Here is a 23143-nt window from a genome sequence, read left to right on the forward strand (position 1 = left end):
GGTTCTCGCTCCCGGTTCGCTGGCGGCCCCGGCAAACATCCGCCGCTCTTCGGCGCGGGTGTCCAACAGGACCATCGTTCTGGTCTGCTACATAATCTTCCTCATGCTGCCCATCTACTGGATGGTCAACATGTCCTTCAAGACGAACGAGGAGATCCTGTCGGGCCTGACGCTGTATCCGCACAACCCGACGCTGCGCAACTACGCCATCATCTTCACCGATCCCAGCTGGTACAGCGGCTACATCAACTCGATCTATTATGTGACGCTGAACACCATCATCTCACTGACGGTGGCGCTGCCGGCGGCCTACGCCTTCTCGCGCTACCGCTTCATCGGCGACAAGCACGTCTTCTTCTGGCTGCTGACCAACAAGATGGCGCCGCCGGCCGTGTTCCTGCTGCCCTTCTTCCAGCTCTACCAGACGGTCGGGCTGTTCGACACCCACATCGCCGTCGCTCTGGCCCACTGCCTGTTCAACGTGCCGCTGGCGGTCTGGATTTTGGAAGGTTTCATGTCGGGCGTGCCGCGTGAGATCGACGAGATGGCCTACATCGACGGCTACAGCTTCCCGCGCTTCTTCGGCACGGTGTTCCTGCCGATGATCCGGGCCGGCGTCGGCGTCACCGCCTTCTTCTGCTTCATGTTCAGCTGGGTCGAACTTCTGCTGGCCCGCACGCTGACCTCGGTCGACGCCAAGCCGATCGCCGCCACCATGACCCGCACCGTCAGCGCGTCGGGCATGGACTGGGGCCTGCTGGCCGCCGCCGGCGTGCTGACCATCCTGCCGGGCGCGCTCGTGATCTGGTTCGTCCGCAACTACATCGCCAAGGGCTTCGCCCTGGGCCGGGTCTGAGGGAGGCTCCGCGTCATGGATATGGACTGGATGGCGTGGACCACGCCGACCGCGATCTTCTTCCTGTGCATCGCGCTGATGCTGGCCGGCATGACGGTCTGGGAGGTGGTGTCGCCGACGGTGGAGGCCAAGGGCTTCCTGCCGATGCGCACCACCCGCGGCGACCGCCTGTTCATCGGCCTGCTCGGCAGCGCCTTCATCCATCTGGGCTGGCTTGCCGCGACCGACGCGTCGCTGTGGGGCGCCTCTGCGGTCTCGCTGGTGTGGATCGCCCTGATCATCCGGTTCGGGTGATCCGCTTCGGCTGAGAAGAGGACAGAGTTTCCAAGGAATCCGTTCCCCGCGGGGCTGCGGGGGTGACGGGAAGAACGGTGGTCTCCGCCGGTCGCTTAACAACGAAACGTCAACCAGACACCAAGTCGACAAGTGGGAGGAAACATGCTTCAGCAACAGACTCTGCGCCGCCGCCTGACCGGGGCCGTGATGGCCGGCGGCATCGGCGTTCTGCTGGCGATGGGCTCCGCCGCCCCGTCCGCCGCCATGACGCCGGACCAGGAAGCCGTCGCCAAGCGCATCATCGAGGAACTCCAGCCCTCCACGCTGTCCAAGGACGAGCAGATGAAGGAGCTGGAGTGGTTCGTGAAGGCCGCCGAGCCCTACAAGGGGATGGAGATCAACGTCGTCTCCGAAACGCTGACGACGCACGAGTTCGAATCGAAGACGCTGGCCAAGCTGTTCAGCGAGCTGACCGGGATCAAGCTGAAGCATGACCTGATCCAGGAAGGCGACGTCATCGAGAAGCTGCAGACGCAGATGCAGTCGGGCCGCAACGTCTATGACGCCTATGTCAACGACAGCGACCTGATCGGCACCCACGTCCGCTACGGCCAGGCCATCGCGCTGTCCGACTTCATGGGCGGCGAAGGCAAGGACGTCACCCTGCCGACGCTGGACGTGAAGGACTTCATCGGCACCAGCTTCACCACCGGCCCGGACGGCAAGCTCTACCAGCTGCCCGACCAGCAGTTCGCCAACCTCTACTGGTTCCGCGCCGACTGGTTCGCCCGTCCCGACCTGAAGGAGAAGTTCAAGGCCAAGTACGGCTACGATCTGGGCGTCCCGCTCGACTGGTCGGCCTACGAGGACATCGCCGAGTTCTTCACCAACGACGTGAAGGAGATCGACGGCGTCCGCGTCTTCGGCCACATGGATTACGGCAAGAAGGACCCGTCGCTCGGCTGGCGCTTCACCGACGCCTGGCTGTCGATGGCCGGCGCCGGCGACAAGGGCCTGCCGAACGGCAAGCCGGTGGACGAGTGGGGCATCCGCGTCGAGGGCTGCCGCCCGGCCGGCGCCTCGGTCGCCCGCGGCGGCGACACCAACGGCCCGGCCGCGGTCTATTCGCTGGTCAAGTACATCGACTGGCTGAAGAAGTACGCGCCGCCGGAAGCCGCCGGCATGACCTTCTCCGAAGCCGGCCCGGTTCCGGCCCAGGGCAACGTCGCCCAGCAGATCTTCTGGTACACCGCCTTCACCGCCGACATGACCAAGCCGGGTCTGCCGGTGGTCAACGCCGACGGCACGCCGAAGTGGCGCATGGCCCCCTCGCCGCATGGCCCGTACTGGGAACAGGGCATGAAGCTCGGCTACCAGGACGTGGGGTCGTGGACGCTGCTGAAGTCCACCCCGGCCGAGCGCCGCAAGGCCGCGTGGCTCTACGCCCAGTTCACCGTGTCGAAGACCGCGTCGCTGAAGAAGACGCTGGTCGGCCTGACGCCGATCCGCGAAAGCGACATCAAGTCCGACGCGATGACCCAGGTGGCGCCGAAGCTGGGCGGTCTGGTCGAGTTCTACCGCAGCCCGGCCCGCGTCGCCTGGACGCCGACCGGCACCAACGTGCCGGACTATCCGAAGCTGGCCCCGCTGTGGTGGCAGAACATCGCCGAAGCCGTGACGGGTGAGCGCACCCCGCAGCAGGCGATGGACAATCTGGCCGAGCAGATGGAGCAGGTGCTGGCCCGCATGGAGCGCGCCAACATCGGTGGCGAGTGCGCGCCGAAGCTGAACCCGAAGAAGGACGCCAAGGAGTGGTTCGCCGCCCCCGGCGCCCCGAAGGCCAAGCTCGACAACGAGAAGCCCAAGGGCCAGACCATCGCCTATGACGACCTGCTGAAGGCGTGGAAGGAAGGCCGCGCCCAGTAACGGACCGGCGGAACGGTTCTCCTCCTGGCACTTCGTCCTGGTTGGGCCAGGGGTAAACTGCGGGGCGGCGGCATGCTGCCGCCCCATTCTTATTATTCTGAAGGTTCCCTCTCCCGTCCCGGGAGAGGGAAGGGGCCCAAGCAAAGCTTGGGAAGGGTGAGGGGTGATCCAAGGAACAAGATCCATGTTCGGATTGCCCCTCACCCTCCCGCCTTTGGCGGGTCCCTCCCTCTCCCGGGGCGGGAGAGGGTATGAAGTCCAAGAATTCACGAGGGAACGCTTCCATGAGCAAGGCCGGCCACATCCTCGCCATCGACCAGGGCACCACCTCGTCGCGGGCGATCCTGTTCGACGGCCGGGGGACGCCGCTGGCCGAAGCGCGGCGCGAGTTCCCCCAGCATTACCCCGGCGACGGCTGGGTCGAGCATGATCCCGCCGACATCCTGCGCGACGTGCGCACCGTGGCGCGCGAAGCGGTGGAGAAGTCCGGGGTCGACGTGTCCGCCATCGCGGCCATCGGCATCACCAACCAGCGCGAGACCGCCGTGGTGTGGGACCGCGCGACCGGCGAGCCGATCCACCGCGCCATCGTCTGGCAGGACCGCCGCACCGCCGCGCTCTGCCACGATCTGGTGGCGGCGGGCAATGCCGAGCTGGTGCGCGCCAAGACCGGCCTGCTGATCGACGCCTATTTCTCCGCCACCAAGATCGCCTGGATCCTCGACCATGTGCCGGGCGCCCGGGCGCGGGCCGAGCGGGGCGAGCTGTGCTTCGGCACCATCGACAGTTTCCTGATCTATCACCTGACCGGCCGGCAGGTGCATGCGACCGACGCGACCAACGCCTCGCGCACCATGCTGTTCGACATCCATGCCCAGGACTGGGACGACGAATTGCTGAGGCTGTTCCGGGTGCCGCGCGCCATGCTGCCGCGGGTGCTGGACAGCTCCGACGATTTCGGCGCCACCGAGCCGGGCCTGCTTGGCCGGCCGATCCCCATCGCGGGCGTTGCCGGAGACCAGCAGGCGGCGGCCTTCGGGCAGGCCTGCCTGACGCCGGGCATGGCGAAATCGACCTACGGCACCGGCTGCTTCGCACTGATCAATACCGGGGAGACGCCGGTGGTGTCGAAGAACCGGCTGCTGACCACCGTCGCCTACCGGCTGAACGGCAAGACCGCTTACGCGCAGGAGGGCTCGATTTTCGTGGCCGGCGCCGCGATCAAATGGCTGCGCGACGGCATCGGCATCATCACCCATGCCAGCCAGACCGACGACATGGCGACCCGCGTGCCCGACAGTCACGGCGTCTATTTCGTCCCGGCCTTCGTGGGCTTGGGCGCGCCGCATTGGGATTCGGCCGCCCGCGCCGCGATTTTCGGCATGACGCTGGACGTCGGCCCGGCCCACATCGCCCGCGCCGCGCTGGAGGCGGTCGCCTTCCAAACCCGCGACCTGATGGAGGCGATGGCCGGCGATTGGGGCGGCACCATCAATGCGCTGCGCATCGACGGCGGCATGGCCGCCAACGACTGGCTTTGCCAGTTCCTGGCCGACCTGCTGAACATGCCGGTCGAACGGCCGAAGGTGATCGAGACCACGGCGCTCGGCGCCGCCTGCCTCGCCGCGCTGAAGGTCGGCGTGTTCGACGGGCTGGAGTCGGTGTCCGACGCGTGGCGCAGCGAGCGCCGCTTTGAGCCGCGCATGGAGCAGGGCAAGCGCGACCGCCTTTATGGCGGCTGGCGCGACGCCGTGGCGCGGGTGCGGTCGGAGCGTTGACGGCTTCGATGGCGGGAATTTGCAGAGTTTCTGGCGCAGACGGGCAAGTGGCCCCGATCCCCTGCCGGTAATCTGCCCTTGGTTGCGCGCTCCTCCCTCGGGTGCGTCGTCCTCGCCGGTTCAGCGGGGACACTGGGCCGGACGGTCGATACCGTCCGGCCCGTTTTCTTTTCCGGCCCAATTCTTCTCCGGTCACACCCCTTCGCGGTCGGTCAGCATGTGGCGGATCTCGCTCTTCAGCAGCTTGCCGGTGGCGGTGTGGGGCAAGCTGTCGACGAAGCGGACATCGTCGGGGATGCACCATTTCGCCACCTTGCCGTCGAAGACCGCCAGCAGCTCCTCGCGCGTCACGGTGGAGTCCGGCTTGCGGACGACGACCAGCATCGGGCGCTCGCCCCATTTTTCGTCGGGCACGGCGACGGCGGCGGCCTCCTGGACGCCGGGATGGCCGACGGCGATGTTCTCCAGGTCGATGGAGCTGATCCACTCGCCGCCCGACTTGATGACGTCCTTGGTGCGGTCGACGATCTGGACGAAGCCATCGGCGTCCATCGTCACCACGTCGCCGGTCTCGAACCAGCCCGGCACCGTCTGGTGGGCCGGGCTTTCCGTCACGCCGAAATAGCCGGAGCAGACGGTCGGGCCGCGCACCAGCAGCCGGCCGAAGCTGGTGCCGTCGCGCGCGACATCGTTGCCGGAGCCGTCGACGACGCGGAACTGCACGCCGCAGATCGGCCGCCCCTGCTTGGAGGCCAGCGCCAGGGCGGCCTCGGCATCCTGTCCGCGGTGCTTGCCCTTCGGCGTGTTGGCGAGGCCGAGCGGGCTGGTTTCCGTCATGCCCCAGGCATGCAGGACCTCCACCCCCATCTCCTGGAAGCGCTGGATCATCACCGGCGGGCAGGCGGAGCCGCCGATGGCGATGCGGCGCATGCTGGTCAGTTTCTTCTTGTTGGCGTCCAGCCAGTTCAGCAGCGCCAGCCAGACGGTCGGCACGCCGGCGCTGTTGGTGACCTTCTCGGCCTCGAACAGCTCATAGAGGCTGGCGCCGTCCAGCTTGCCGCCGGGGAAGACCAGCTTGGCGCCGACCATCGGCGCGGCATAGGGCACGCCCCAGGCGTTGACGTGGAACATCGGCACCACCGGCAGCACCACGTCCGACGCCGACAGGCCGAACACGTCCGGCAGGCAGGCGGCGATGGCATGCAGGTAGGAGGAGCGGTGGCTGTACAGTACACCCTTCGGGTTGCCGGTGGTGCCGGAGGTGTAGCACATGCTGCAGGCGGTGTTCTCGTCCAGCTCCGGCCAGTCGAAGCCGTCCGGCTGGTCGGCCAGCAGATCCTCGTAGCACAGCAGGTTGGGCAGGCTGGAGACCGGCATGTTGGCGCGGTCGGTCATCACGACGATGCCCTTCAGCCCGGTCAGCTCGTGGGCGATGCCCTCCAGCAGCGGCAGGAAGGTCAGGTCGGTGAACAGCAGCCGGTCTTCGGCGTGGTTGACGATGTAGGCGATCTGTTCCGGGAACAGCCGCGGGTTGATGGTGTGGCAGACCATGCCCGAGCCGCCGATGCCGTAATAGCATTCCAGATGGCGGTAGCCGTTCCAGGCCAGGGTGCCGATGCGGTCGCCCGGCTTCATCCCCAGCGCCGCCAGCGCGTTCGCCAGCTTCTGGGCGCGGACCCAGGCGTCGGCGTAGGTGTAGCGGTGGATCGGCCCCTCGGTGGTGCGCGACACGATCTCGGTGTCGGCATGGTAGAGCGCTGCGTGACGCAGGATCGACGTCACCAGCAGGGGGCCATTCATCATCATTCCGCGCAGCATCGTTTCACTCCCGGTTCGGTCGCTTCTGGTTTTGGACAGTTTGATTTTGGGTCGTCTGGTGGTGGGGCATCGTCATGCGTGCAGGCGGTGAGCCGCCGTTCGGCGTCGGCCTCCATCGCCTCCAGCTCAAGGATCACCTCGCTGATTTCTGAGCGCATCCGCTCAAGCTCAACGAGGCGGGAGCGGATTTTGCGCAGTCCGTCGCGGTATTGCCCGGCGCTGGGCCGGCCGGAGCGGTAGTGGGCGAGATATTCGGCGATCTGCTCCAGCGAGAAGCCGACCCGGCGGAACTTCAGAATCATCATCAGCCGCGCGCGGTCGCGGTAGGTGAACACCCGCCGCCCCCCGGCGCGTTGCGGCGCCAGCAGTCCCTTTTCCTCGTAATAGCGCAGCGCCTGCGGCGTGAGATCGAACTCCGCCGCCAGCTCCGTCACGCCATAGACCCGATCCCGTTCGGCCATGAACAATCCCCTGTGCCGACGATTTCTCCACGGGTACTGGGGGGAAGTCAACGTCAATGAGCTAAAGCAGGCTTTATGTCGTGCTGCGACAGCCGACTGATTGCCGCGACCTTCGGCCTGCGGACGGCGCGGTGCGACTGTGGCAGAGATTTCACATGACAAGCCATGGCCGCCGGTGCTTCCTGCGCTCGGACTTCGGCATCCGGACTTCGGCATGCAGGCGGACGGGAAGCGGGGGAGTGGGGTGACGGGGAGGACCAGCTTTTTGCGCCGTCCGATCGGCGAGCCGTGGGATCTGGCCGCGGCGTTGGGACTGCTGGCCCTGCTGGTGCTGGTCGCCGTCACCTTCCGGCAGTATGGCATCTCCAACGACGAGGAGGTGCAGCATGTCTATGGCGCCAAGTTGATCGACTGGTACCGCAGCGGTTTCGGCGACGATTCGGCCTTCACTTACAAGAACCTCTATCTCTATGGCGGGCTGTTCGATATGGCGGCGGTGGCGCTGGCGCCGCTGCTGCCCTTCGACCCGTACGAGACGCGGCATCTGCTGTGTGCCCTGATCGGGGTGGCGGGGATCGCGGTGGTGTGGGGCGTCGGCCGCCGGTTGGCCGGGCCGCGGGCGGGGTTCCTCTCCGGGGCGCTGCTGGCGCTGTGCGGTCCCTGGTATGGCGGGCTGTTCAACCACACCAAGGACGTGCCCTTCGCGGTGCTGATGATGGCGGGGATGGCGCTGCTGGTCCGGCTGGCCGGGCAGATGCCGCGGCCGCGCCTGCCCACGGTGCTGGGATTCGGCATTGTCGTCGGGCTGGCGCTGGGCATCCGGGTCGGAGCACTGCTGCTGGTCGGCTATGCGGTGGGGATGCTGGCGGGGTGGCTGCTGCTGGGCGGCGTCTCCGTCGCCCGGCTGCGCGAGACCGGGCGGGGGGCGCTGTGGCTGCTGCCGGCGCTGCCGGTCGCCTACGGGCTGATGGCGGTCTTCTGGCCCTGGGCGGTGCTGGAGCCGTTGAACCCCTTGCGGGCGCTGGCCGATTTCTCGCACTTCCATTACCCGATCCGTACCCTGCTGGGCGGTTCGGAATATTGGATGTACGAGGTGCCGCGCAGCTATCTGGTCTGGTATCTCGGGATCAAGCTGCCGCTGGTGATGCTGGGCGGTGCCGTGCTGGGGCTGCTGGTTCTGCCGGCGGCGATGCATCGGGACCGGCTGGCCGGCGGGGAGGGCATCGCCCGCGCGGTAGGCTGCGGGCTGGTGGCGCTGGCGGCGCTGTTTCCGGTGGTCTGGTTCACCGTCACCCATGCGCCCGGCTATACCGCGATCCGCCATTTCCTGTTCGTGCTGCCGCCGCTGGCCGTGCTGGGCGGCATCGGGCTCGACCGGCTGCTCGGCTGGGCCGGCGCCTGGAGGTTCGGCGTGTCCCAGCGCACCGGGCGCGGACTGTCGGCCGCCGTGCTGGCCGGGTTTGCGCTGGCGCTGGTCCTGGGGCGCGAGGCGGCGGTCCTGGAGTCGCTGCATCCCAACGAATATGTCTATTTCAACGAGCTGGTCGGCGGCGTCGCCGGCGCCGTGCGCAAATACGATGTCGATTACTGGGCCAACAGCCTGCCCGAAGCGGTCGAGGATCTGTCGGAGGTCATCGCCGCGGAGGAGGCGCGCACCCACCGCCACCGCAGCTACAGCGTCGCCGTCTGCGCCGAACCGCTGGCCTTCGAGAAGCTGGCGCCGGCCAACCTGCATTGGGTCACCGACTGGACCCGCGCCGATTTCTTCATTGCGCCGACGCAGGAGGATTGCGACACGCTGATGGCCGGCCCGACGGTGGCGGAGGTCGAGCGTGACGGCGCGCTGCTGGCGGTGGTGAAGGATCTGCGCAAGCCGGAGGAACCGGCGAAGACCGTCGAAATGGCCCGCCTGCGCACCGGCCGCCAGCAGCGCCACTGGTGGTGACGAACGGTCAAACCCGCGGCAGGAAGCGCATGCGGTCCAGGCCGTGGCGGGCCATCTTTTCGTTCAGGGTGCGGCGGGGGATGTCCAGCAGGTCCATCACCGCCTTGATGTCGCCCTTGCAGCGCTCCAGCGCCTGTTCGATCGCCCGTTTTTCGAAGGCATCGACCTGATCGGCCAGGGCGCGCGGCGCTGCCGCCGCCTCTCCCCCGGCCCCAATCCCAAGGGCGCGGCGGCGCAGCAGGCCGGCAACGCCGCTGCGCCCCACCGACAGGACATGGCGTTCGGCCAGATTGCGCAGCTCCCGCACATTGCCGGGCCAGTCGTGGGCCAGCAGGGCGTCGAGGTCGGCCGGCTCCAGCGGGCGCGGTTCGCGGGTATGGCGGGTGGCGAACTCGGCGGTGAAATAGTCGAACAGCAGCGGAATGTCCTCCGCCCGCGCCCGCAGCGGCGGGATGTGCAGCTCCGCCACGTTCAGCCGGTAATAGAGGTCGGCGCGGAAGCGCCCCTCCTCGCTGAGGTCGAGCAGGTCGATCTTGGTCGCCGCGACCAGCCGCAGATCGACCGCGACCTGCTTGTTGGAGCCCAGCCGTTCGATGGTGCGTTCCTGGAGCGCGCGCAGCAGCTTGACCTGGATGGCGAGCGGCATGCTCTCGATCTCGTCGAGGAACAGCGTGCCGCCGCTGGAATGCTCCAGCTTGCCGGCGCGGCGCTGGGTGGCGCCGGTGAAGGCGCCGGGCTCGTGCCCGAACAGCTCGCTCTCCGCCATGCTGTCGGGGATGGCGCCGCAATTGACGGCGACGAAGGCGCCCTTTGAGCCTCTGGGACCGAAATCGTGCAGGCAGCGGGCGACCAGTTCCTTCCCCGTGCCGGTCTCGCCATGGATCAGCACGCTGGCGCTGGTGGCGGCGAGGTCGATCAGGTCGCGCCGCAGCTCGGCGATGGCGGGAGAGGTGCCGATCAGCCGCGCCTCGATCCCGCCGCCGGCCGCGCGGCGGCGCAGGCCGCGATTCTCCAGAACCAGACGGCGCTTCTCCGCCGCGCGGCGGAGGACGGCGACCAGATTGTCGGGCTCGAAGGGCTTTTCGATGAAGTCGTAGGCGCCGCGCCGCATCGCCTCCACCGCCAGTGCCACGTCGCCATGGCCGGTCACCAGGATCACCGGCAGGTCGGCGTCGCGCTCCAGCGCCCGCTCCAGCACCGCCATGCCGTCCATCCGCGGCATCCGCACGTCGGTGACCAACACACCGGGGAAGTCGGGCGACAGCAGATCCAGCGCCGGCTGCGGCGTCTCGAAGCCCTGTGCCGCGAAGCCGGCAAGTTGCAGCCACTGCGTCACCGACACGCGCATCGCCAGCTCGTCGTCGATGAACAGCACGGGGGTGGCAAGCGGATCGGTCTTCATTCGGCCCTCACTGTGCCTCCGGCAGTTGGACGACGAAGCAGGCGCCGCCCTCGGGATTGTTCTCCGCCCGCAGTGTGCCGCCGAAGTCCCGCACGATGCCATAGGACAGCGACAGCCCGAGGCCAAGCCCCTGTCCGACCTCCTTGGTGGTGAAGAAGGGATCGAACAGCTGGAACTGGTGCGCCTCGGCGATGCCGGTGCCGGTGTCGCGGATGCGGATCTCCCAGCCCTCCGCATTGCGGGTGGCGGTCAGGGTCAGGCGCCGGTCCCCGCTGCCCTCCATGGCGTCGGCGGCGTTGCGCAGCAGGTTGACGAAGACCTGCTCCAGCCGCACCGCGTCGCCGCGCACGCGGGCGTCGGGCGGGATCGACCGGTCAACCTGCACCTCCTCCTCGCGCAGGCGGGAGGTCAGCAGGGCCAGCGCGCGGTCCATGGCGCGGGCGACCGGAACGGCCTCCACCCGTGCCGGCCCCTTGCGGGCGAACTCCTTCAAATGGCCGGACAGCAGCGCCATCCGCTCCGCCAGATCGCCGATCATGGCGAGGTTGTCGCGGACCATCGCCGTTTCGCCCCGCTCCGCCAGAAGCCGGGTGGAGGAGACGAAGGTGCGGATGGCGGCCAGCGGCTGGTTGATCTCGTGAGCGAGCGCCGCCGACATCTGGCCGAGTGCCGCCAGCTTGCCGGCCTGCACCAGTTCCTCCTGCGCGTCGCGCAGGATGCGGTTGGCGGTCACCAGTTCGGCCGTGCGCTCCTCCACCCGGCGTTCCAGCGTCACCCGCGCCTCACGTTGGAGCCGCAGGGTCTGGCGCCGCTGCCAGCCCAGCGCCGTTGCGGCGGCCAGCAGCAGGATGCCCATGGCGGTCAGAATGGCCGCACCGGTGGCCTCCGCCTTCACCGGCTCCAGATCGGACAGGAAGCGGATGGTCCAGCCGAACTCCGGCAGGGCAAGCTCCTGCATCAGAAAGGCGCGGCGGGTTGCCTCCGGACCTGAGATGGGAAGGCTGATCAGCCGGGCGCCGTTTTCCATCAGCGGGCCGTCATGCAGGCCGAGCGGGGGCAGATCGCTGCGGTCATACTGGCGGGTCTGGGCCAGCCTGTCCGTCACCGCGCCGGGCAGCGGGCGCAGGGCGCGGTATTTCCACTCGGCATGGCTGGACAGGAAGACGATGCCGTTCTCGTCGGTCACCAGCACCCGCTCGCCGCCGGCCGCCCAGTCGCGCTGCACCGGTTCCAGATCGATCTTGACCACAGCGACGCCGGTCAGCGCCTCGCCCTGACGCACCGCGTGCGACAGGAAATAGCCGGGCAGCCCGGTGGTGACGCCGATGCCGAAGTAACGGCCGCTGCCGCTCTCCACCGCCTGACGGAAATAGGGGCGGAAGTCGTAGGTATGGCCGATGAAGCTCTGCACCGGATCGGCCCAGTTGCTGGCCGCCAGCGCCAATCCCTTGCGGTCCACCACATAGAGCGCCGCCGATCCCGCCGCCGCGTTCGCCGTCTCCAGCCGGCGGTTCACGGCGTCGCGCCGCAGGTCCGAAGGCGCGTCGAGCAGGTCGAGCACCTCATGGTCGCGGGCGAGCAGGAAGGGCAGATAGTCGTAACGGCCGACCGCGTTGCGGATGCTGCTGGCATAGAGGCCGAGACGCTGGTCGCCGTTGAGGGTCAGCGCCGCCCGCGCCTCCGCCTCCGCCCAGCGATAGGCGCCCCAGCAGGCCAGTGCCGTCACCGCGGCCAGTGCCGCGACGAGGATCGCCATCCTGCGGCGGCGCAGCGGACGGGGGGGAACGGTGTCGGCCATGCCTGTCTATGGAGCCGCCGGGGCGACGCTGTCCAGCGCCTTTTCCGACGGAGCGTCGGAGCGGTAAAGCAGCACCGTATTTTGAATGAACGTTCAATCAAGAAAACCAGCATATGAAATGCCGATGAATCATTCTCGTGCCTATGTCAAATGAACAGCCTCCCGATGCGTGACATTGGCCGGGTTTTGTTGTTTGCGTCACTTTCATGATGCACGAAAGCCGGCTATGGTGCGCCGCCGACGGCTTGGGCTCGACCTTGTCGCAACTGCCGGCAACGGGATCGAAACGGGGGGACAGGATCATGGACGCCGAATCCATTCGCGCCGCTTATCGCCGCTACGCCGGCTTCTACGACCGCGTGTTCGGGGTGCTTTTGGCATCGGGCCGGCATGCTGCGGTGGAGTGGCTGAACCGCCGCGGCGGCCTGCGCATCCTGGAGGTCGGCGTCGGCACCGGCCTGTCGCTGTCCGACTACCGCAAGGACAACCGCGTCGTCGGCATCGACCTGTCCACCGACATGCTGAAGGTGGCGCAGGAGCGGGTGGAGCGCGAGAAGCTCGACCATGTCGAAGGGCTGCTGGAGATGGATGCCGGCAAGCTGGCCTTTGCCGACGGCAGCTTCGACGTGGTGGTCGCCATGTATGTGATGACCGTCGTCCCCGACCCCCAGGGCACGATGGCGGAGTTGGAGCGAGTCTGCAAACCCGGCGGCGACATCGTGATCGTCAACCATTTCGCCGCTCCCGAAGCCGGTGTCCGCCGCGCGGTGGAGGGGTGGCTGTCGCCCCTGTCGAAGAAGCTCGGCTGGCGGCCGGACTTCACGCTGGATGCGATGATGACTGGGTCGCGGCTGGCGGTGGAGAGCATCCGCACGCTGCCGCCCTTCGGGCTGTTCAGCCTGCTGCACTGCCGGCGTGGCTAGATTGCCATAGCCGCGATCCGTCAGGCTGGGACGCGCTCGGCACGGTCGTTCCGGCGCAGGGCGCGGCTCCGCCGGCCGGCCATGATCGCCGGCCGCTCGATCGCCAGATGGACGAGGCTGGCGACCGCCACGACGAGGATGCCTGTCCCCGCCAGCGCCAGCGCGTACAGCCCTGCATCCTCTCCGACAAGGGAACGCATGGGAGCGTTGGCGGTGACCGCTGTCCAGATCACGATCCCGTGCAGCAGATAGACGCCGTAGCTGATCTCTCCCAGCCATAGAGCCGGCTGACAGGTCAGGGCGCCGCGGAAACTCTGACCGGCGGCAACGGCGGCGAAGAACAGGCCGAGCCCCAGCATGGGGAGCGGCGCATAGGCGGTGTCGAAGCCTGCCACAGCCGCCGACAAGCCGGCGAGCGCCACCGCCAGACCACGGTCCGACCGCGCGAACCGGACGAGCCCGGGCCGGCGGATCGCATGGGCGGCGGCGATGCCGCCCAGGAAGCACTCCAGCACCGCAAGGCTGAAATTGCGGAAATAGAGCAGAAGGATCAGCGTCGCCGCGACCGACACGAGGGCCGGCCGCAGCCGGCGGGCCGGCGTGACCAGGACGGCGAGTGCCGGCAATGCCGCGTAGAACAGCAGCTCGTAGGGCAGGGACCAGGTGGCGTAGGCGACGATCTGCCCGGTGTTCTCCAGGCCGTTGATCGGCAGAGCCTTGAAGGTCGCCCAGCCGATCAGCCGGCGCAGCAGGTCGAGCGGACCGGTCCTGACTTCGAAACCCGTCGAGGCCAGTGCCAGCACCGCGACCAGCAGCACGGCGACCGCATAGACCGGATAGACTCGGTAAATGCGGGACGACACGAAGCCCGGCCAGTCCATGTCCGGCCCGGCCTTCAGCAGCTTGTCCCAGAACAGAAAGGCGGTGACCATGAAGAACAGCGCCACGCTGCTCTGTCCCAACTGGGTGTAGAGCCGCGAGGGCGGCAGCGCCCAAAGGCCGGTGTGGAGATATTGCCAGGTGATGATGCCGTGATGGATGAACACGGCATAAGCCAGTAGCCCGCGCATCCCGTCGATGGCGGCGTAGCGGCCCTCATTTCGGCCGTCTGCGCCGGCCTGCGGGCGAAGCGGACGGGGAACGAGGCGCAGAATGGCCCAGGACGCGCAGATCGCCACCGCGAAGAGGAAAACCGCCAGCAGCGGGGAGAAGGCCATAGCGTCGTTCCGGATCGTCATGCGCAGCCGTCGTGGATCGCGTGATGGGGAGATGCCTGCGGACCGCTTGTCAAGGCCGTTCGCCTCAAAGCCGTTCGCTGGTCTCCGGCTGGGGCGCACCGCTCCATCCCGCGTGACCGCGCCCGCCGCCTGCTGTTAGTCTCGGTCTCACCACACAGGCTGATCACGGGAGCGGGACCATGGCCGGACAGAGCGGCGATCTGGCGGGGAAGCGGATTCTGGTGCCGGAAAGCCGGGACCTCGACCTGTTCGCCGGCATGATGGAACAGCATGGGGCCGAGACGATCCGCTGCCCGATGGTGAAAATCCTCGACCTCGACGACCCTGCGCCGGCACGGGCGTGGCTGGAGCGGCTGCTGACCGAGGGGTACGACGACATCGTCCTGCTGACCGGCGAGGGGCTGCGGCGGCTGATGACCGTCGCCCGCGCCATGGAGCGCGAGGCTGAAGTGGTCGCCGCCATCGGCCGCGCGCGGGTCTTCGTCCGTGGCCCGAAGCCGGTGAAGGCGCTCCGCGAGATCGGCTGCGCGCCTTACAAATCCGCTCCCGCCCCGACTACCGACGGCGTCATCGCCATGCTGGGAGACGAGGATCTGTCCGGCCGCCGCGTCGGTATCCAGCTCTATCCCGACAACCCGAACGAACCGCTGCTGGAGGCGGTGCGGGCGGGCGGCGGCCAGCCGGTTGCGGTCACCCCCTACCGCTACGCCAACGATTCGGAGACCGGCGCCGTCCAGGCGGCGATCCGCGACATGGCGGAGGGGCGCATCGACTTCGTCGCCTTCACCGCCTCCCCCCAGGTGCGGCGCCTGCATGAGGTGGCGGAGGCCTGCGGCCTTGGCGACGCCTTCCGCCAGGGCTTCGCCAGGACACGCATCGCCGCCGTCGGTCCGGTGGTGGCCGAGGCGGTGGAGGCGGCCGGCGGAACCGTCGCGGTTTCTCCGGACTCGACCTTCCACATGAAGCCGCTGGTCAACGCCATCCGCCGCCTGCTGACCGAGGGGGAAGGAAACGGGCCGGCCTGATCGGGCCGGGGCCTTTGCCGGTCAGCGACCTTTCGTCCCACCCCTCTTCCGCGCAGGTCAATTGATAACAATTCTCACTCTCGCTTAACCTTTGACGCTCAGTGTCGGCCTCAGTCAGTGGCCGTTGTCAGGAGCGTCATCATGTCCACCCTCCCCGTTTTCCTGCCCCGTGCGTTGGCGCTGGCGCTCTTGTCGGCCGGTCTGGCGGGAGGCGGGACGGCGCTCGCCGCCGATCTCTCAAGCAAGGAGAGGCTGGGGGAGGCGCTGTTCTCGGATACCGCCCTGTCGGCCAACCGCACCCAGTCTTGCGGCGACTGCCACAACCCGGAGTTCGGCTTCGCCGATCCGCGCACCGGCGGGGCGGGCGGGGCGGCGTCGGTCGGGGACAACGGCAAATCGGTGGGCGACCGCAACGCGCCGACGGCGAGCTATGCCGCCTTCACGCCGTCCTTCCACATCAGGGCCGACGGCAAGGCGGTCGGCGGGCAGTTCTGGGACGGCCGCGCCGCCACCCTGAAGGATCAGGCCGGCGGCCCGCCGCTGAACCCGGCGGAGATGGGGCTGGCGTCCAAGGAGCAGGCACGCACCCGGCTGGCGGAGAATCCCGACTATGCCCGGGCCTTCGTGGCGCTCTACGGCGCCGGCGTGCTGGACGATGCGGAGCGCGCCTATGACGCGATGAGCGACAGCATCGCCGCCTTCGAGAAGACCGACCGCTTCGCGCCCTTCGATTCGAAATACGACCGCTCCCTGCGCGGCGAGTACAAGATGACGGCGGAGGAGGATCTGGGGATGACCCTGTTCTTCTCCACCCAGTTCACCAACTGCAACCAGTGCCACAAGCTGAAGCCGATGCCGGCCGCCGCGGGCGAGACCTTCACCAATTACGAACACCACAACATCGGCGTGCCGGCCAATCCCGCCCTGCGCGAGGCGACGACCAAGCCGGGTTTCGCCGACCGCGGGCTGCACGACAATCCGGCGGCGGCCAAGCCCGCTTACGAGGGAAAGTTCAAGACGCCGACCCTGCGCAACGTCGCGGTGACCGGCCCCTACATGCACAACGGGGTGTTCAAGGATCTGGAAACGGTGGTCCGCTTCTACGACCACTACAACAACCGGACGGAAAAGGCCGCGCTCAACCCGGAGACGGGCAAGCCGTGGGGACCGCCGGAGGTGGCGGCGAACCTGTCGTCAAAGGAACTGGAATCGGCGCCCGCCCTTGATACCCGCCGCGTCAAGGCGCTGGTCGCCTTCATGAAGACGCTGACCGATGCGCGGTACGAGCATCTGCTGAAATAGGGCAATCAGCGGCTGGGGCCGGGAATGGGGCCGGACGGCAGCCCTCAATGACCGATGTCGATGCGGAAGAGTTCCAGGTCCAGCAGTTCCATCGACATCCGGGGGCGCCCGGCGGCCTTGCGGGAAGTCAGTCTGCGGGCCAGCGGCTGGCTGAGCCAAGCGGCGCGGGCGCGGTCGAACAGGGAGGTGCAGCGGTGGGACAGTCTGGCGTTCATGGCTGGTCGGACTCTCTCGCAAGGGGTTAAGTCGGCGGCAGCATGGCTCCTGTGAGCAGTTGCAATAAGAATGTCCCGGCACTGTGACAGTTTCTATCGCCCGAAGGTCTAACCCCTACGCCTTTGGGCAAGGAATCGACCCTCTTCGCCGCGATCTTCGACCAAAGACGGAGGAGTAGGCCGTCACATCACCACGCCGACCAGCCGGCGCAGGGCGTCGCGCGCCTCGCTGTCCAGAACGGGGATGCCGTTGCGGGCCTCCAGCATGAAGGCGCCGGGATCGGACAGGGTGCGCATGGCGAAGCCGGCGACCGTCGGCGGTTCGCTGCTGAGCGGTTGCTGGTCGTAGACGGGGGTGAAGCTGCAGCCGGCGAGCAGCGCGCGGATCATCAGCGACTCGTCCGACGTGGCGCCGGCCGCCGGCGCGTTGATGCCGAACAGCAGCCGTTCCGCCTCCGCCTCGGTCACCATCCCGCGATCCAGCAGGATGTCGACCATGGCCGAACTGGTCATCACCGGCGCCGCGCGCCCCTTCCAGCAGAAGCGGCCGTCGTCCCAGCCGACATCCAGGCTGCGGAAGATCATGTAGGGTTCGCTGCTGCCGGGGGCGCCGGCCACGATGTAGTTCACCCGGACAAGCCCGTTCCATGCCCCGGCCGGCGCAACGATGCAGGACAGCCCGTTGCGGGTCAGGCGCAGGTAGGTGTCGTTGATGCCCGATGGTTCGAAATCAAAAAGCATGGGATCTTCACCTCGCTGCCACCCGTCACCAAGCTGCCGGGCGGCACGGTGTCGCCGTGGCCCAGCCTGCGTTCGCTTGAGTCAGGTGAGTGGCTGGGGTGCCCGCGCAAACTGTCCATGCGGGCGTCCCTCCTTTGCGCACAAAAGCGAAAGGCGGTAGGCCGTTCCGACGGCCACCGCCTTTCGCGCTCATGCCAAGGTGCTGGCGACCGTCAGTTGGCGGGGCCGAGGAAAACGCTGTCGCGGCTGTTCTTCTCGGCCGTGCCGGTGTCGGACAGCTGGAAGGTCAGGGGAAGGGAGGCGGCGGTGAGTGCCGTGCGCGGGGCCGTCACATAGACGCGGTAGGTGGCGACGCTGTCCGGCTCCGCCGAGATGGTGGCGGTGTGGGCGGCGGACTCATCCCCGGCCTCGCCGATCACCTTGATGTCGGCGGTGGGCAGGCCGGCGACGCTGAGGGTGTAGGAGCGGTTCTGCCGGGTCTTGTTGGCGACCTTGAAGGTGTAGGCGTTGCGGATCGACCCGTCGGACAGCGTCACGAACAGTGGGGCGCGGTCGCGCAGAACGGTGATGTTCAGGCTGGGGCGGAGCGCGAAGCTCCAGGCCATCGCGCCGCCGATGACCAGCATCATCAGGGCATAGACGATGACGCGCGGACGGGCGAGGCGCCACTGGTAGCTCTTGCCGGAAGCCCGCGTGTCCTGGGCGGCCAGCGAATCGAAGGCGATCAGGCGGGTGGGCAGGCCCTGCTGGATCATGATGCTGTCGCAGGCGTCGACGCACAGGCCGCAATTGATGCAGTCCGACTGCTCGCCGGTGCGGACGTCGATGCCCATCGGGCAGACCTGCACGCACTGGCCGCAGTCGATGCAGTCGCCGAAGCCCTGGGCGCGCCGCTCGTCCCAGCTCTGCGACTTGCGCTTCGGGCCGCGGTTGTCGCCGCGGTCGACCTGATAGGTGACGACCAGCGAATGTTCGTCCAGCATCGCGCTCTGGATGCGCGGCCACGGGCACATGTACATGCACATCTGCTCGCGCGTCCAGCCGGCCATCACATAAGTCATGCCGACGAAGATGCCGAAGAACGACGTTGCCTCGTAGCTGGCCTGGAAGGTGACCAGATCGTGCAGCAGGGCAGGGGCGTCGGTGAAATAGGCGAGGAAGCCGAAGCCGGTGACGAGGCTCAGCGCAATCCAGCCGGCATGCTTGCCGGCCTTGCGCAGCATCTTGCGCGTCGTCCAGGGCTGCTTGTCCATGCGGATGCGCTCCGCCCGGTCGCCTTCGAAGACGCGCTCGATCCACACGAACAGGTCGGTCCACACCGTGTGCGGGCAGGCGAAGCCGCACCAGACGCGCCCGGCCAGCGCGGTCGCCAGGAACAGGCCCAGCGCCGCGACGATCAGGATGCCGGTGAGGTAATAGATCTCCTGCGGCCAGATCTCGATCCAGAACAGGAAGAAGCGCGGCGTGGTCAGGTCGAACAGCACCGCCTGGGCCGGCGCATCGGGACCGCGCTCCCAGCGGATCCAGGGGGCGATGAAGAACAGTGCCAGAAGAACGGAGAAGGTGACGGTCTTGAGGCGGCGATAGAGGCCCTTGACCGCCTTCGGATGGATCGTCTTATGGTTTTCGTACAGCGGAACCTTGGCGGGTTGGGCCGAGCCCTGCTGAACGATGCTTCCGTCTGGCATGTCGATGCGCCTGATTTCCGGTTCCACGTTGGCGCGGAGCATAGTCGACCGCCGATGCGGCGCGTTTGACCTCTGTCAAACAACGTCGATATTCCGAAAAGCCCCTTCAGGTCCGAGGCTTTTCACCGGTTCGAGGGATCCGCGTTTCGGGGTCCGTTAATACTGTGCCGGCGGGCCCGTTCACAAGCCCATTGTTGTCGGCTTTCGGCGGTATCACGCACAATACTTCTACTATACTGTGCTATATTGCAACAATCAGCGCAACGTACCGTCCCAGCTTGCCGACGGTCACCAGCAGCAGGAACAGGCGCAGGTCGACGCGCAGGATGCCGGCGACGAGCGTCAGCGGATCGCCGATCACCGGCACCCAGGCCAGCAGCAGCGACCAGACGCCGAAGCGCTGGTACCATCCGGTCGCCCGTTCGACCAGCGGGCGGGAAACCGGGAACCAGCGGCGGTCCTGGAAATGCATCAGATAGCGGCCGAGCGCCCAGTTGATCGTGGAGCCGGCGACATTTCCGACGGTCGCCACCAGAATCAGCAGGCCATCGTGATAGTTGCCGGATGCATGCAGCCCGGCGAGCAGAAGCTCGGACTGGGCGGGAAAAATCGTCGCGGCCACCAGCGCCACCAGGAACAGGCTGCCATAGGCCGCGACATCTCCCATCATGCAAATCCTTTTCCTGCCAACGGCTTGACTGCCGCACCCCACGACAGGCGCTGGATTAGGCTTCGTGGTGGCGTAAAATCAAGAGGCCTGTCCGCCGGATTTGCCGAGAATCGTCACACAATGACGCTTGCCCTACAACTCAGGGGATACAAGAATACGAAAGAAAAATCTGCATGCGCGTCTGGATTTGTGAATATTCCCGTAATCAATTCTGTTTTAAGCAGAGTCTTCGCGCGACTTCGGTGGCTGGTGGGCTGAGCGGAGGGAGTAGGAACGGGCATGGGGAAAACCGGGTTCGCCCGCTTCGACGCCGACGAACGTCTGGTGTGGGCCAATGCCGCCTTTGCGGCCCGGTTCGCCGTGGCGGGCAACACGACGCTGGACGGCCTGTTCGGCAGCCTGTTGGGCGGTGCGATGGCCGACCTGCGCCGCGGCCGGCCGATGATTTCGGGGCTTCCCGACGGCAGCGCCGTCACATTGGCGCTGGGTGCCGGGGAAGCGGGCGAATGGCTGCTGACGGCGGTCGAGGCGGCCGTTGCCGGCAGCCCGGCGGAGCGTGAACCGTGGGCGAAGACCAGCTCGGTGCTCGACTGCCTCAGCCAGGGGGTGATGGCCTTCGACCGCGACCTCCGGCTGGTCGCCTGGAACCGGCGCGTGCTGGAACTGCTCCACATCGATCCCGGATTCCCGCGCTATGCCCAGCCTTACGAGGCGGTGGTCCGACACATCGCGGAACAAGGCGGCTATGGCCGCGGCAACGTCGACGATCTGGTGGCGCAGCGGCTGCACCATATCCGCAAGGCGCCCTGGCCCTTCTACAACGAGCGTGTCCGGCCCGACGGCGTCATCATCGAGACGGTGACCCTGCCGCTGCCCGACGGTGGATTCGTCACCACCTACACCGACATCACCCGCCGCAAGCAGGCGGAGCGGGAGCTGGCCTCCAGCCGGGAATTGCTGGAACAGGCGATCCGGGCGGCACGCGAGGGCATCTCGCAATGGGACCTGAACAGCGGGGAGGTGTGGTTTTCCCCGCAATGGTGGGGATTGCTGGGATATTCCGAAGCGGAAATGGACAACAGCCGCCACCGGTGGGAGGAACTGCTCCATCCGCAGGACCGTGACGCCGCGCTGGAGATGGTGGAGGAGCTGGCGACCGGCCGCCAGTCGGAAAGCCGCCAGCTCCAGCGTTTCCGCCACCGGTCCGGCCAGACGATCTTCCTGGAGACCCGCGTGCTCGCCGTGACGGGGAATGACGGCCGAATCGTCCGCATCGTCGGCGCCCACACCGACGTCACCGAAAGCGTCCATGCGGCCGAGGCGGTGCGCGCCGCCAGGGATGAGGCCGAGCGGGCCTTGCAGGATTTGAAGGAGGCGCAGGTCCAGCTGATCCAGGCGGAGAAGATGGCGGCCCTGGGATCGCTGGTGGCCGGCGTGACGCATGAGATCAACACGCCGGTCGGCATTGCCCTGACCGGCGCCTCGCTGCTGGCGGAGAAGACCCGTGCCTTGCGGCATCTCTTCGAAGCCGGCAGCCTGCGGCGCGGCGATTTCGCGGACTACATCGACATCGCCGACGAGGCGACGCAGCTGATGCTGCTGAACATCGAGCGCGCCACCCGTCTGATTCAGAGCTTCAAGCAGATCGCCGTCGATCAGGCCAGCGAGGAGCGCCGCGTCTTCGAACTGAACCACTACATCCACGAGATTCTGCGCAGCCTGGGCATGCGCATCCGCCGCAGCGGGCATTCGATCGAGGTGCGTTGTCCGGACGGTCTGACGCTCGACAGCTATCCCGGCGCTTTCGGCCAGATCCTGACCAATTTCGTCATCAACTCGCTCCTACACGGCTATGAACCCGGCGTCCGCGGCCGGCTGACCGTGACGGTCACGGTGACCGGCGGAGAGGTGGAACTGGTCTATGCCGACGACGGGCGCGGCATTCCGGCCGACCTGCATGGCAAAATCTTCGAGCCCTTCTTCACCACCAGCCGCGACCGCGGCGGCAGCGGGCTGGGCTTGAACATCGTCTACACGCTGGTCACGCGAACCCTGCGCGGCCGGCTGCGGCTGGAGAGCGAGCCGGGGGCGGGGACCGCCTTCACGCTGCGCTTCCCGCGAGTGACGCCGGCCGATCCGCTGCCACTGTGAGGCCGGCGTCACCCGGCGCCCGGTGTTTCCGGCATCCAGCCGGCCGGCAGTGTTTCGCGCAACGCCTGCCGGATGATGGTGGCGAGATGATCGCCAATCGGGTTCGGTCCCTTGTCGGACCGCAGGAGCCGGAGGCCGAGCGAGGGAAGTTGCGGCAGGCCGCAGGCGGCGGGATCCAGCACGCGCACCGCCGCCGGCCGGCCCACCGGCGTCCTCAGGGCGATGCCGAGCCCCGCGGCCGTCGCCGCCCAGAGGCCGCCCAGGCTCGGGCTGACGAAGGCGATGCGCCAGGCAATCCCATGCCGGTCCAGATGGTCGCAGGCGATGGTGCGCAGCAGGCACGGCGCCTCCAATGCGGCGAGCGGCAACGGCTCGTTCCCGTCGGCCCGCCAGAGTGGCGCCTCCTCCGCCGCGGTCAGCCAGCACAGCGGCAATGACGCGATCCGCTCGGTGGCCGATGCGCTGCCGTCGTCCCATGCCAGAGCCAGATCGAGATGGCCGGAGGCGATCTTCTCGGACAGCTCGCTGTTGCGGGCGATGCGTCCTTCGATCCGGACTTTGGGATGGGCGCGGGCGAAGCGGCCGAGAACCTGCGGCAACACGCTCTCGCCGAAATCCTCCTGGATTCCCAGACGGACCCAGCCCTCCAGCCCCGCGCCGCGAACGGCGCTCATTGCCTCGTCATTCAGGTTCAACAGACGCCGGGCATAGGAGAGCAGCACCTCCCCGCCATCGGTGAGCGTCAACCCGCGACCCGCTTTGCGCACCAGCGCCGTCCCGGCCTGCTCCTCCAGCTTCTTGAGCTGGGCGCTGACTGCCGATGTCGACCGTCCGAGCCGGTCGGCGGCCTGGGCGAAGGATCCGGCGTCGATGCCGGCGACGAAGCTGCGCAGCGCATCCATGTCGAGGTTGGTCAGGCGCATTGCCGAA

The 23143-nt window shown here is 67.7% G+C and carries 19 protein-coding genes; 9 read left to right on the forward strand and 10 right to left on the reverse strand.

What is annotated here, in order from left to right; translation table 11 throughout:
- The first annotated feature begins 103 nt into the window (after positions 1–103).
- From ABNQ39_RS30705 to glpK, 4 genes are all read left to right on the forward strand, one after another.
- Positions 104–856, forward strand: a complete 753-nt coding sequence (locus tag ABNQ39_RS30705; RefSeq protein ID WP_246307146.1) for an ABC transporter permease subunit — start codon at positions 104–106, stop codon at positions 854–856.
- A 21-nt stretch (positions 857–877) separates the two neighbouring features.
- On the forward strand, positions 878–1150 hold the full coding sequence (locus ABNQ39_RS30710; protein WP_376965729.1) for a DUF2160 domain-containing protein: 273 nt from the start codon (positions 878–880) through the stop codon (positions 1148–1150).
- 144 nt (positions 1151–1294) lie between these two features.
- Positions 1295–3058, forward strand: coding sequence for an ABC transporter substrate-binding protein (locus ABNQ39_RS30715; RefSeq protein WP_376965350.1), 1764 nt, complete (start codon positions 1295–1297; stop codon positions 3056–3058).
- A 284-nt stretch (positions 3059–3342) separates the two neighbouring features.
- Positions 3343–4836 carry a glycerol kinase GlpK gene (gene glpK / locus ABNQ39_RS30720; protein WP_376965352.1) on the forward strand — a complete coding sequence of 498 codons (1494 nt, stop codon included), beginning with the start codon at positions 3343–3345 and terminating at the stop codon, positions 4834–4836.
- A 192-nt stretch (positions 4837–5028) separates the two neighbouring features.
- Here the strand turns inward: glpK and ABNQ39_RS30725 are convergent, their stop codons facing one another.
- Positions 5029–6654 carry a 3-(methylthio)propionyl-CoA ligase gene (locus tag ABNQ39_RS30725; RefSeq protein WP_376965354.1) on the reverse strand — a complete coding sequence of 542 codons (1626 nt, stop codon included), beginning with the start codon at positions 6652–6654 and terminating at the stop codon, positions 5029–5031.
- Complete coding sequence (locus tag ABNQ39_RS30730; protein WP_376965730.1) at positions 6639–7115, reverse strand: MerR family transcriptional regulator; 477 nt, start codon at positions 7113–7115, stop codon at positions 6639–6641. The genes ABNQ39_RS30725 and ABNQ39_RS30730 overlap by 16 nt, the downstream gene beginning before the upstream one ends.
- A 265-nt stretch (positions 7116–7380) precedes the next feature.
- Here ABNQ39_RS30730 and ABNQ39_RS30735 point away from each other — a divergent pair, with 265 nt between their 5' ends.
- A complete protein-coding gene (locus ABNQ39_RS30735) occupies positions 7381–9060 on the forward strand; it encodes a glycosyltransferase family 39 protein (protein WP_376965356.1) in 1680 nt (559 codons plus the stop codon).
- 7 nt (positions 9061–9067) lie between these two features.
- Here the strand turns inward: ABNQ39_RS30735 and ABNQ39_RS30740 are convergent, their stop codons facing one another.
- Together ABNQ39_RS30740 and ABNQ39_RS30745 are read right to left on the reverse strand one after the other, a co-directional pair.
- Positions 9068–10462, reverse strand: a complete 1395-nt coding sequence (locus ABNQ39_RS30740; RefSeq protein ID WP_376965358.1) for a sigma-54-dependent transcriptional regulator — start codon at positions 10460–10462, stop codon at positions 9068–9070.
- Positions 10463–10469: 7 nt separating this feature from the next.
- Positions 10470–12260: a sensor histidine kinase gene (locus tag ABNQ39_RS30745; RefSeq protein WP_376965360.1), complete on the reverse strand. Its 1791-nt coding sequence runs from the start codon at positions 12258–12260 to the stop codon at positions 10470–10472.
- A 302-nt stretch (positions 12261–12562) separates the two neighbouring features.
- Here ABNQ39_RS30745 and ABNQ39_RS30750 point away from each other — a divergent pair, with 302 nt between their 5' ends.
- Positions 12563–13183 (forward strand): class I SAM-dependent methyltransferase, encoded by a 621-nt coding sequence (locus ABNQ39_RS30750; protein WP_174474859.1) that lies wholly within the window; start codon positions 12563–12565, stop codon positions 13181–13183.
- A gap of 20 nt (positions 13184–13203) precedes the next feature.
- Here ABNQ39_RS30750 and ABNQ39_RS30755 read toward each other — a convergent pair whose 3' ends face one another.
- On the reverse strand, positions 13204–14421 hold the full coding sequence (locus tag ABNQ39_RS30755; RefSeq protein ID WP_376965363.1) for an acyltransferase family protein: 1218 nt from the start codon (positions 14419–14421) through the stop codon (positions 13204–13206).
- Positions 14422–14600: 179 nt separating this feature from the next.
- On the opposite strand from ABNQ39_RS30755, the gene ABNQ39_RS30760 reads away from it, so the two are divergent.
- Positions 14601–15446: a uroporphyrinogen-III synthase gene (locus tag ABNQ39_RS30760; RefSeq protein ID WP_376965365.1), complete on the forward strand. Its 846-nt coding sequence runs from the start codon at positions 14601–14603 to the stop codon at positions 15444–15446.
- 141 nt (positions 15447–15587) lie between these two features.
- Positions 15588–16748 (forward strand): cytochrome-c peroxidase, encoded by a 1161-nt coding sequence (locus ABNQ39_RS30765; RefSeq protein WP_376965367.1) that lies wholly within the window; start codon positions 15588–15590, stop codon positions 16746–16748.
- 44 nt (positions 16749–16792) lie between these two features.
- On the opposite strand, the gene ABNQ39_RS30770 is transcribed toward ABNQ39_RS30765, so the two are convergent.
- From ABNQ39_RS30770 to ABNQ39_RS30785, 4 genes are all read right to left on the reverse strand, one after another.
- Positions 16793–16963 (reverse strand): hypothetical protein, encoded by a 171-nt coding sequence (locus tag ABNQ39_RS30770; RefSeq protein WP_376965369.1) that lies wholly within the window; start codon positions 16961–16963, stop codon positions 16793–16795.
- A gap of 183 nt (positions 16964–17146) precedes the next feature.
- Positions 17147–17704, reverse strand: a complete 558-nt coding sequence (locus ABNQ39_RS30775) for a hypothetical protein (protein ID WP_376965371.1) — start codon at positions 17702–17704, stop codon at positions 17147–17149.
- A 212-nt stretch (positions 17705–17916) separates the two neighbouring features.
- Entirely contained in the window at positions 17917–19392 is a 1476-nt protein-coding gene (ccoG, locus tag ABNQ39_RS30780; protein ID WP_376965373.1) for a cytochrome c oxidase accessory protein CcoG, read from the reverse strand.
- A gap of 241 nt (positions 19393–19633) precedes the next feature.
- Positions 19634–20059 (reverse strand): YqaA family protein, encoded by a 426-nt coding sequence (locus tag ABNQ39_RS30785; RefSeq protein WP_109452952.1) that lies wholly within the window; start codon positions 20057–20059, stop codon positions 19634–19636.
- Between the two features lie 282 nt (positions 20060–20341).
- Between ABNQ39_RS30785 and ABNQ39_RS30790 the strand changes: the two genes are divergently transcribed.
- Positions 20342–22213 (forward strand): PAS-domain containing protein, encoded by a 1872-nt coding sequence (locus ABNQ39_RS30790; protein ID WP_376965375.1) that lies wholly within the window; start codon positions 20342–20344, stop codon positions 22211–22213.
- A gap of 8 nt (positions 22214–22221) precedes the next feature.
- Here ABNQ39_RS30790 and ABNQ39_RS30795 read toward each other — a convergent pair whose 3' ends face one another.
- Positions 22222–23136, reverse strand: a complete 915-nt coding sequence (locus tag ABNQ39_RS30795) for a LysR substrate-binding domain-containing protein (RefSeq protein WP_376965377.1) — start codon at positions 23134–23136, stop codon at positions 22222–22224.
- Positions 23137–23143 lie beyond the last annotated feature (7 nt).

The sequence above is a fragment of the Azospirillum sp. A26 genome (genome assembly GCF_042604635.1).
Classification (GTDB): domain Bacteria; phylum Pseudomonadota; class Alphaproteobacteria; order Azospirillales; family Azospirillaceae; genus Azospirillum; species Azospirillum palustre.